The sequence below is a fragment of the Massilia sp. W12 genome (assembly GCF_037300705.1).
Taxonomy (GTDB): Bacteria; Pseudomonadota; Gammaproteobacteria; order Burkholderiales; family Burkholderiaceae_D; genus JACPVY01.
Genome location: NZ_CP147776.1, coordinates 4,883,483 through 4,895,722 on the forward strand (window position 1 = coordinate 4,883,483; position 12,240 = coordinate 4,895,722).

A 12,240-nucleotide genomic window follows, 5' to 3' on the forward strand; every position below is an offset into this window, starting at 1 on the left:
AAGACAAGTCAAAACATGGAACAGGATCAGAATATGCAAGTTCATACAAACAGCGCACAAGTTTCACAGGATATCCCCGCCGTAAGCAACGCTGATCAGGCTGATTTCTGGCGCGCCAGCCTGGCCGGCGCACCACCTTTGCTGGAGTTGCCATGCGACTATACGCGCCCATCCCAAGCAAGCAATTCCTGCGCAATCCAGCAAATACGGATTCCGTTTGAATTGAATACGCAAGTCCAAGCGCTGGCGCAACGCCATGGCGTAACCCTGTTCATCGTATTGCTGACTGCATGGGGCAGCTTATTAGCCCGACTGAGTGGTCAAGCGGATCTGGTGATTGGCGCAGCGCCACACACCACACCGGACGAAACCGCCAATCCATGGCCGGTGCGTATTCGCCTGGATGACGCGATTAACACCACGAATTTATTGCAACAAGTAAAACAAACCACCAATGCAGCATGCGCGCATCCAGCTCTGCCGGCAGTGCAACTCGCAGCAGCGATGCATGTGCCACACAGTGTGAGTTTCAATCCCATTTTTCAAACCTTACTGCATCTGAGCAGCAGTGAATCGGACAATACTCAGGGACAAATTTCGACCACTCCCTACGAAAATCTGGATCTGTCTTTGCGGCTGTCCGAAACAGCGGGCGAATTGCATGGGGCGCTGATCTATGCCAGTGATTTATTCACAAGCAACGGCATCCTGCGTATTGCACAGCAATTCCAGACTTTACTCAGCGCCATGTGCGCCGATCAAGACATGCCAGTCACGCGCCTGGCATTACTGGACACTGCGCAAAAAAACCAACTGCTGCACACCTTCAACGACACCCGGCGCGACTATCCACAGCCAGCCTTGCTGCACGCAATGTTTGAAGAACAAGTAGCGCGCACCCCACACGCCATCGCCGTCCGATTTGAAGAACAGAGCCTGACGTATGATGAGTTGAACCGGCGCGCCAATCGCCTGGCGCACCATCTGCGCAGCCTGGGCGTGGGCCCTGACAAACGCGTCGCGCTCTGTCTGGAGCGCAGCTTTGAGATGGTGATCGGTCTGATGGCGGTATTGAAAGCCGGTGGCGCATATGTCCCGCTGGAACCATCTTATCCGCACGAACGGATCTCATACATGCTGGCGGACAGTGCGCCAATGTCTGTTTTGACCAGCCGAGCTTTACAAGCGATGCTGCATACCACGGCGCCAATGTTGTTATTGGATGAATTAGATTTAACAAACGGTTTGGCGGAACATAATCCAGTCGTCGAAAATTTACTGCCACGGCATTTGGCGTATGTGATTTACACCTCAGGTTCAACCGGTCAGCCCAAGGGGACAATGAATCAACATGACGGGGTGGCGAATCGTCTGCAATGGGCGCAAGAAACATATGGCATTGGCCCGCATGACCGCATCATGCAAAAAACGCCGTTCGGTTTTGATGTCTCGGTATGGGAATTTTTCCTGCCCTTGATTTCCGGCGCACAACTGGTGATGGCGCGCCCAGGGGGACATAAAGATCCGGCTTATCTGCGACAGCTGGTACAACAGGCCGGCGTCACGCTGATGCATTTTGTGCCGTCAATGCTGCAAGTATTTTTGCATCATAGCAGCAGCGCAGCCCCTGCTTGCCTGCGCCGCGTGCTGTGTTGCGGCGAAGCTTTGCCTTACGCACTGCAACAGGCTTTCTACGAACGCAATCCGCATGTCGAATTGCATAATCTGTACGGCCCGACTGAAGCCTCAATTGAAGTCACCGCAATACATTGTCGGCCGGATAGCTACAATGGCATCGTGCCAATTGGCCGGCCGATTGCGAATAACCAAATGTATGTGCTGGATCAGCATATGCAACCGACGCCACTGAATGTGACTGGTGAGATTTACATTGGCGGCATCGCTGTCGGGCGCGGCTATTTGAACCGGCCGGAGTTAACCGCAGAACGCTTCATCCCCGACCCATTCAGCAGCCGTCCTGGCGCGTGTCTGTACAAAACAGGCGACCTGGGACGTTGGCTTGAAGATGGCGTACTTGAGTACCTGGGACGCAATGATTTCCAGGTTAAGTTACGTGGTTTCCGGATTGAACTGGGTGAAATTGAAGCCCGCTTGCTGCAGTGTCCGGGGGTGCGCGAAACCGTCGTGCTGGCGCGCGAAGATACGCCAGGCGACAAGCGCCTGGTTGCCTATGTTGTCATGTTTGCTGGCGAACAGATGGATGCGGCAAGTTTGCGCCAGGCTTTGTCCGAAAATCTGGCTGAATTCATGATTCCGTCTGCATTCGTGCAAATGCCGCAATTTCCACTGACGCCAAATGGCAAGCTCGACCGCAAAGCATTGCCTGCGCCAGATGCACAGTCAAGCATTGCACGCGACTACATCGCGCCACAAGGTGAGCTGGAAAACATGCTTGCTGAGACATGGCGTGAACTGCTGCATCTGCCGCAGATCGGGCGCCACGAGCACTTCTTTGAATTGGGCGGCAATTCCCTGATTGCGCTGCAACTGGTCGCCCGCCTGCGCCAGCGTCTGGGTGTGGAGTTGCATTTGCGCGATGTCTTCGCTGCGCCCACCCTGGCCGCTATGGCGCTTTTGACAGCGCAGCATAGCGATGCCGTCTTGCCTGTCTTACAAGGCGCTGCCCGCACACAAGATTTGCCGCTATCCTGGCCTCAATTACGTTTATGGTTTCTCGACCGCTTAGACAGCGCCGCCGGCGCTGCCTACAACATGCCCACCGGCTTGCGCCTGCAAGGCCATCTAGAGTTACCCGCATTGCAAGCAGCGCTTGATGCCCTGCTGGCGCGCCATGAAATTCTGCGCACCGTATTTGTGGATGCGGACGGCGAACCTCGACAACAGATTCTGGCGCCGCGCGCATTTGCACTCAGCCGGCATGATTTGCGTACTTTAAGCGGCCACGAACAAAGTCTGGCCGTGCAATACCACTGCCAGGATGAAATCGGGGCGCTGTTTGATTTGGCGCAAGGCCCCTTGATCCGCGCCCGCCTGCTGCAGTTGTCCGAGGCAGAACATCTGCTGATTCTGGTGCAGCATCACATCATTTCTGATGGCTGGTCGGTCAGCCTGCTGCTGCAGGAATTGGATGCACTGTACGACGCTTTCCGCCAGAATCTGGCGAATCCCCTGCCACCGCTCAAGCTGCAATACGCCGATTACGCTGTATGGCAGCGCAGTCAGGAACGCAGTGCGGACTTTGCCCGGCATCTGGAGTACTGGCGCAATCATCTGCACAACGTCACTCCGCTGCTTGAGTTGCCAAGCGACCACCCGCGCCCGGCGCAACAAAGTTTCCGTGGCGAGACAGTGGAAATCATGCTGCCGGCGACATTATCGACAAAGCTGCACGATTTCTCTCAACAGCATGGCGTCACGCTCTACATGAGCCTTTTGCTATCGTGGGGCATATTGATGTCGCGCATGAGTGGGCAAAATGATATTGTGATTGGCGTCCCCGTCGCCAACCGCAACCAGGCTGAGCTGGAAGCGCTGCCGGGTTTCTTTGTCAATACGCTGCCGCTGCGCATCCAATTGCAAGCGGGCATGCGCGTCAATACCCTGCTGCAGCAGGTCAAGGATAATCTGCTCAACGCCCTGGCGCATCAAACCACGCCTTTCGACCATATCGTGGAAGCGGTGCAGCCGGCGCGCAGCATGAGTTATAACCCGCTGTTCCAAACTCTGTTGACCTTGAACAATGCGCCAATGCTGGAAAGCGGCAAACTCGGTGATCTCATGCTGCAGGAACAGGCGCTGCCGACGCAAGCGGCGCGCAGCGATCTGGGGCTTTCCATCACGCCCGTGGCGCAAGGTTTGCGTGGCGAACTGGAATACGCAAGCGATCTGTTTGAACGCAACAGCATCGAACGCTTGCTGCAACTCTGGCGCAGCATATTGCAGGATATGCTCACGCAGGAAGATCAGGAAATCAGCCGCCTGGCCTGGCTCGATGAGCCTCATCGGGACTTGGTTTTGCATCAATTCAATGCCCACCGGCCAAGTTTTGCGCGCTTTGGCGCAATTCAGGAATTGTTTGAACAGCAAGCCGCAGCACAGCCTGCGCAATGCGCGATCATGCAAGATGGTTTCAGCATCAGCTATGGCGAGCTGAATCAAAAAGCAAATCAATTTGCGCATTATCTGCTGGCGCACGGCTTGCAGCAGGGTGAGCGGGTTGCACTCTGCATGCCGCCAAGCTGGCAATTGATCGTCAGCCTGCTGGCGCTCTGGAAAGCCGGTGCGGTGTATGTCCCGCTCGACAGCATGCATCCGCAGGAACGTTTGCAATATATGCTGCACGATAGCGCGGCCAGCCTGCTGCTGTGCCATGGCGGTCTGGAAGAAAAACTGCACGGGGCGACGCAAACTCTGATGTTGTTCGAGCATGTCTGGCCGGAATTAAGCGAATTCAGCGCCACCGCACCTGTACTCGAATGGCGCGCGGCAGAATCACCTACCGCCTATCTGATTTACACCTCAGGCTCGACCGGCAAACCGAAGGGGGTGATGAACCATCACGCCGGTTTGCTCAATCTGACGCAAGCGCTGATTCAGGAATTCGGATTATGTCCGGGCCAGCGCATGCTGCAATTCGCTTCCATCGGTTTTGACGTCAGCGTTTCTGAAATCACACTCACCCTGTGCAGCGGCGCCAGCCTGTGCATCGCCAGCCGCACTGATTTACTGCCAGGCCCAGCGCTGCGCGAGACGCTGCAGCGCTTTGGCGTCACACATGCCCATCTGCCTTCAACTTTGTTGCGCGCGCTGGGCGAGCAAGATGTTGTGCCGCCGGGCGTCACCATCATCACCGGCGGCGAAGCAATCGCTCCGGCCGTCTTGCAAAGGCTGGCGCAAACGCATGCTGTCTACAATTGCTACGGCCCAACTGAGGCCACGGTCTGCGCCACCTGGCAGCGCTGCTCCGCCGATCCACAACAGCGGATTTCGATCGGCCGACCGCTCGCCAACGTGCAGGTCTACATCCTGGATCCGCACATGCAGCCAGTTCCAATCGGGGTGGCGGGCGAGTTATATATTGGCGGAGCCGGCGTCGCCAGCGGCTATATGCAGCAGGAGGAATTGAACCGCGAACGCTTCCTGCCGAATCCCTTTACGCCGGGTGGGCGCATGTACCGCAGCGGCGACTATGCGCGCTGGCTGGCGGATGGCCAGATTGCATTCATCGGCCGGCTCGATAATCAGGTCAAGTTGCGCGGTTACCGTATCGAATTGGGTGAAATCGAAGCGGCCTTGCTGGACTGCCCGCAAGTCCGGGACGCCGCAGTTACGCTGCGCCATACGCCTCATGGGGAAGCCAAACTGATCGCCTATATCAGCAGCACGCCACAAGCCGGCGCGGATTGTACGGCCATCCTGGAGCAGCTGCGCCGGAGCTTGCCGGAATACATGTGCCCGGCGCACATCATCGTGCTGGAATGTTTGCCCAGAACCATGAACGGTAAAACTGACTATGCAGCTCTGCCAGATGCGCAAACCGGGGGGGCCGCCGGGCCGCTCGAAGCAGCCCGCACGCCACTCGAAGCGGCCTTGAGCGAAATCTATGCTGAATTGCTGGATGTGCCGCAAGTCAGCGTCAGCGAGAGCTTCTTCGGTCTTGGCGGACATTCCCTGCTGGCGGTGCGTCTGGTGGCCCGGGTACGGCAAAAACTGCAACTTGGGATCGAATTGCGCGATGTCTTCAACAGTCCCAGCGTGCGCGCACTGGCCACCCGGCTGGAGCACAGCGGCGCGCTGCAGCACATGCCTATCCTGGCCGCACCGCGTGATCAAGCCCTGCCCTTATCCTGGGAGCAACAACGGCTCTGGTTCCTCGACCGCATGGGTGGCGGGGCCAGCGCGGCCTACAATATGGCGCTGTGCTTTGACTTGTACGGACCCTTGCAAATCGGGGCCATGCAAGCCGCCCTTGACGCGCTAATCGCACGCCACGAAGTATTGCGCAGCAGCTTTGGCGAACACGCCGGACAGGCGTACTTACAGATCATGCCAGCACAAACCGGGCTGCGGCTGCGCCGGCATGACCTGCGCCCGCTGCCCGCCGCAGCACAGCAGGCGGCGCAAGCGGCATTGCTGGAGCGTCTGTGCGCGCAAGCTTTCGATCTGGCGCAAGGGCCGCTGATCCGCGCGGATCTGCTGGAATTGGAAAACGAGCGTCACATCCTGTTGTTGGTGCAGCATCACATTATCTCCGATGCGGAATCCATCGCCATTCTGGTGCAGGAATTGCGCGCGCTGTATTGCGCCTTTTCTGCAGATCAGCCCGATCCACTGCCGTCCCCCGGCCTGCAATACGCCGATTACGCGTTCTGGCAACGCCAGTGGCTGCAAGACCCTGCTATTGCGGCGCAGATGGATTTCTGGCGCCAACACCTGGATGGCGCGCCGCCTTTGCTTGAATTGCCGACTGACCATCCGCGCCCGTTGCAACAATCCTATGCCGGTGGCGCAATTGAAGTTCACATCCCGGCGGCATTAAGCGCGCAAATCAAGGCATTCGGACAAAGCCATGGCGCGACCCTGTTCATGACCTTGTTGAGCGCATGGTCAGTTTTATTGTCGCGCCTGAGCGGACAGCAGGATGTGGTGATCGGCGCGCCGGTGGCCAACCGTCAGCGCACCGAATTGGAGTCGATGCCCGGCTTCTTTGTCAATACGCTGGCGCTGCGCGTTCAACTCCCGGATGAGATCAGTGGCGCTGACTTGCTGCAACAGGTCAAGCACAGTGTGATTGCCGCATTCGCGCATCAAAACCTGCCCTTCGACCAAGTGGTGGAAGCACTGCAGCCGGCGCGCAGCCTGAGCTACAGTCCGCTCTTCCAGGCCTCCCTGACGCTGAACAATGACATCGCCGCCCCGGCGCAATGGGGCGCGCTGCAGGCACAGGAAAAAACCCTGTTCCAGCCCTACACCAAGTTTGACCTGTCCTTATTGCTGACGGAACAGGCGGACGGTTTGCACGGGGAATTGGTTTTCGCCAGCGATTTATTTGAAACCGCCAGCGTGCAGCGTATCGCTGCGCAATTTGAGATCTTGCTGCGCGCGCTGTGCGCTGATCCGCACACCCCGGTTGCCCGCCTGCCGCTGCTGGATGCCGCGCAAAGCGAGATGCTGCTGCACAGTTTTAACGCGACTCGGCGCAACTATCCTGAGCAAGCCTTGCTGCATCAATTATTCGAGCAGCAGGCGGCGCAAACGCCGCACGCAATCGCCCTGCGCTGCGCTGGGCACAGTCTGAGTTATGCCGAACTGAACCGGCGCGCGAATCAGCTCGCCCATCACTTATTGACATATGGCGCAGGCCCAGATCAACGCATCGCCATCTGCCTTGAGCGCGGCATCGACATGGTGGTCAGCATGCTCGCAGTGCTCAAAGCCGGGGCCGCTTATTTGCCGCTTGATCCCAACCACCCGCTGGAGCGCATCATGCAAACCCTGGAGCACGCCGCGCCGTCCGCCTGCATTCTGCGCAGCGAACAGGCGGATCGCCTGCCCTGGCTGCCGCTCCCTTTGTTGGCGCTGGAAGAAATCGATGCGCTGTTACAAGGCGCGGCGCAAGAAAATCCACCGGCGTCAGCACAGGGATTGCACTCGCGCCATCTGGCGTGCGTGATGTACACCTCAGGTTCGACCGGTGCGCCAAAGGGCGTGATGGTGGAACACCGCAGCATTCTGCGCCTGATCTGCAACAACGGCTTCGCCGAATTATGTGCACAAGACAAAGTGGCGCATTGCGCCAACCCGGCGTTTGACGCCGCCACCTGGGAAATCTGGGGCGCCTTGTTGAACGGCGCCACGCTGTGCATTTTCCCGCATGAGACGGTGCTGGAGCCGCAACGCTTCTTGCAAGGCTTGCTGGAAATGGAAGTCAGCGTGCTGTGGCTGACGATAGGCTTATTCAATCAATACGCGGAAACTCTGGCTCCGGCGTTTGCCCGCTTGCGCTATTTATTGACTGGCGGCGATGTGCTCGATGTCGGCCCGATCGCCAAACTCTTTGCCAGCGGCCAACAACCCGCGCATTTTGTGAACTGCTACGGCCCGACTGAAACCACCACTTTCGCCACCACTTATGAGATTACGGCTAACCCGGCTGGCAGCGCCAGCATTCCAATCGGCCGCCCGATCGGCAACACCCGTATCTATGTGTTGGATAAACATCTGCAACCCGTTCCACTGGGCGTATGCGGAGAAATCTATATTGGCGGCCCCGGGGTCGCGCGCGCTTATCTGTTTGATGCGGAATTGAGCGCCAGCCGCTTCCTTGCCGATCCATTCGAGCCCGGCGCGACCATGTACAAAACGGGCGACCTGGGGTGCTGGCGCGCCGATGGCAATCTCGAATATCAGGGGCGTAGCGATACTCAGATCAAATTACGCGGTTATCGCATTGAATTAAGCGAAATCGAAGCGCATCTGGCGCAATGTCGCGGCGTACAGCAGGCATGCGTCTGCGTCAAACACGGCGCGGCTGGCGAAAAACGTCTGGTGGCGTATTTGATCGCGAAACCGGGCGCACAACTGGCTCTGACAGAACTGCGGGCGCAATTGGCTGGCAAACTGGCGGATTACATGCTGCCGTCCGCCATGGTGACGCTGGAACAATTTCCACTGACCCCAAGTGGTAAATTGGATCGTCGCGCACTGCCGGAACCGGATCAAAGCGCGCTCGTCACGCATGCATTTGAAGCGCCGGCGGACGCCAGGGAGCGCCTGATCGCCGCCATCTGGCAGGAATTGCTGGGCGCGACGCAAATCGGCCGTCAGGACAATTTCTTTGAATTGGGCGGGCACTCGCTGTTGGCAGTGCAATTCATCGCACGCCTGCGACAAGCGCATGACATCGAAGCGCCGCTGCAAACCCTGTTCGCCCATCCCGGCCTGGCCGATTTCGCACGCGCCATCGCCACCGCCCAAGCCAGTGATGGCGGGCTGATTCTTCCTGCAGATCGCACTTTCCCGCTGCCCTTGTCCTGGGCCCAACAACGTCTGTGGTTCCTGGATCAACTCGACAGCAAGGCCGGGGCCGCGTATCACCTCCCTTCCAGCTTCACGCTGAAGGGAAATCTGGATGTGGCGGCCTTGCAGCGCGCGCTTGATCAATTGGTGGCGCGCCATGAAATCCTGCGCACCAGCTTTGTTGATGGCGCGGATGGCCCGCAGCAATTGATCGCCGCAGCGGACAGCGGTTTTCCGCTGGCGCTGTACGATCTGCGCGATCTGCCGGCAAGCCAACAAGCTGCGCAAATCGAAGCCATCAGCAGCCAAACACTAAACCACAGTTTCAAGCTCAGTCAGGGCCCGCTGATTCGCGCCGCCTTGCTGCAACTTGACGCGCAAAACCATATTTTACTGCTGGTCAAGCACCATATCATTTCCGATGGCTGGTCAAATGGCGTGTTGGTGCACGAACTCAGTGTGCTCTACAATGCATTCCGTCAAGGCGGGCCGAATCCGCTGCCGCCCTTGCCGATTCAGTACGCCGACTACGCTGTATGGCAACGCAATTGGTTGCAAGGCGCGAACCTGGCGCAGCAAGTCGCCTTCTGGCGGCAACATCTGGCAGGCGCACCGCCATTGCTGGAATTGCCAACCGACCGGGCGCGCCCGGGCATGCAAAGCTATGCCGGCGCGGCTGTGCACATACGCCTGCCTGCCACATTGAGCAGCAGCGTCAAGGCGCTGGCGCAACGCCATGGCGCAACCCTGTTCATGACCCTGTTCGCCGCCTGGGGCGCATTGTTGGCGCGCCTCAGCGGCCAGCGCGATCTGGTGATCGGCGTGCCGGTCGCCAACCGCCAGCGCACTGAAGTGGAGCCACTCATTGGTTTCTTCGTCAACACACTGGCCTTGCGCATACAGCTGCCGCCAGACTGCAGCGTGGCGCAATTGCTGCAACAGGTCAAAACGACCACGATTGCCGCATTCGCCCATCAAGACCTGCCGTTTGAACAAGTGGTGGAAGCCTTACAACCGGAACGCAGCTTGAGCTACAGCCCGCTGTTCCAGGTGGTTTTCGGTCTTTTGAACACCCCGGGGGAGCACGATATCGCCCTGCATGGCCTGCAGATCACGCATAATGAGCCGCCCCATCATCTGAGTCAATTTGAGCTGGCCGCCAATTTGGTCGAAGAAGGCGATGAGATCAATTTCGGCCTATCGTATCAAAGCGCGATTTATGAGCGCGCCACGGTCGAACGCATCTTGCAGCAATTCCAAACCCTGCTGGAAGGCATGACGCAAGACGGGGATCAGACTGTGGCGCGGCTGCCCTTGCTGAATGCGCAGCAATATCAGCAATTGATCCGCGACTTCAACCGCACCGGGGCCGCCTTCCCGCGCCACGCCACACTGCCGCAATTGTTTGAGGCCCAGGTCGCCCAAACGCCGCAGGCTGAGGCATTGATCTTCCAAGAGCAACGCATCACGTATGCAGAATTGAATCAGCGCGCCAACCGTCTCGCCCATCTTTTGCTGCAAAACGGCGTGCAAAACGAAGACCGGGTCGCGATTTGTCTGCCGCGCAGCGCCGATATGCTGATCGCAATCCTGGCCACCCTCAAAGCTGGCGCCGCCTACGTCCCGCTCGACCCGGCCTATCCGGCCCAGCGTTTGAATTACATGCTGCAAGACAGCGCGCCGCAAAGCGTTATCAGCACAAGCGCCTATGCGGATCTGGCCGACTGGCCGGCGCACCGCCTGCTCTGCCTCGACAGCGTTGCCGCGCAGCTGGCAAGCCAGTCCGACGCCAATCCCGCCCTGCCCGCCAGCGCCGCCCAATTGGCGTATGTGATGTACACCTCCGGCTCCACTGGCCAGCCAAAAGGCGTGATGGTCGAACAGCGCAATATCATGCGCTTAGTGCTGGGCCAACAGTACGCCCCGATCACCGCCCAGGATTGCGTCGTGCATTGCGCCAATCCCGCCTTTGACGCCGCCACCTGGGAAATCTGGGCCGCCCTGCTGCACGGCGCACGCCTGCTGGTGATCGCGCATGACACCTTGCTCGATCCGCACGCTTTCGCCAATACGCTGCAAGCCGAACAGGCGAATGTGCTGCACCTGACCATCGGCCTCTTCAATCAATACGCCGATCCGCTGGCGCAAGTGTTCGGACAACTCAAATATTTATTATTCGGCGGCGAGCGCGCTGATCTCGGCACGGTCTTGCGTGTGCTCGGCCAGCGTCTGCCCGGCCGCCTGGTGCATTGCTACGGCCCGACTGAAACCACCACCTTCGCCACCACCTATGGCATCGCGCCCGGCGCTGCGCTGCCCGGCGCTTTGCCGATCGGTAAACCAATTGCCAACACCAGCATCTATATTCTGGATGCGCAGTTGCAACCGGTTCCACTCGGCGTGCCGGGTGAAATCTATATCGGCGGCGAGGGCGTGACGCGCGGCTATTGGCGACAAGCTGAGTTGACGCAGGAACGCTTCCTGCCCGATCCTTTCTCCGCCACTCCGCAACAGCGCATGTATCGCAGCGGCGACCTTGGCCGCTGGCTGCCGGATGGCAATATCGAATATCTCGGCCGCAATGATATGCAGATCAAGATCCGTGGCTATCGCATCGAACCCGGCGAAATCGAAGCCAAACTGGCCACCCTGCCTGAGGTGCAAGAAGCGCTGGTGATGGCGCGCGAAGATCAGCCAGGGAATACAACCCTGGTCGCCTATGTCGCGCTGCAAGCCGGCGCGCAAACCGATGGCCCCCGCATTCTGGCGCAATTGCGCAGCATGCTGCCTGACTATATGACGCCGGATTTCTGCATCTGCATGGACAACTTCCCCTTGACGGCGAATGGCAAACTGGATCGTCAGCGCCTGCCGGCGCCGCAACTGGAAGCGCAAGATGCAATCTATCAAGCACCGCTGGAAGGAGTGGAAACGCAGATCGCCGCTATCTGGTGCGAAATCCTCGGCTTGCAAAGGGTCAGTCAACAAGCTCATTTCTTCCAAAGCGGCGGCCACTCTCTGCTCGCAGTGCAATTGGTGATTCGGGTGCGGGAGCAATTCGGCGTCGATTTTTCTCTGCGCACCGTGTTTGAGCATCCCACGCTGGCGGCAATGGCGGATTACGTCACCGCACAACAACTTGCCGCATACGACCAGCACAGCCTGTTAGCGCTGCAAGACCACATCAATCAATTATCAGAAGACGAATTACTCGCCCTTCTTGCTGAGGAATGATCCGGT

1 protein-coding gene is annotated in these 12,240 nt (G+C 58.6%); it reads left to right on the forward strand.

Annotated features, from left to right (window positions below; all coding sequences use genetic code 11):
- Positions 1 to 33 precede the first annotated feature (33 nt).
- Entirely contained in the window at positions 34 to 12,234 is a 12,201-nt protein-coding gene (locus V8J88_RS19910) for an amino acid adenylation domain-containing protein (protein WP_338846004.1), read from the forward strand.
- Positions 12,235 to 12,240: the final 6 nt, after the last annotated feature.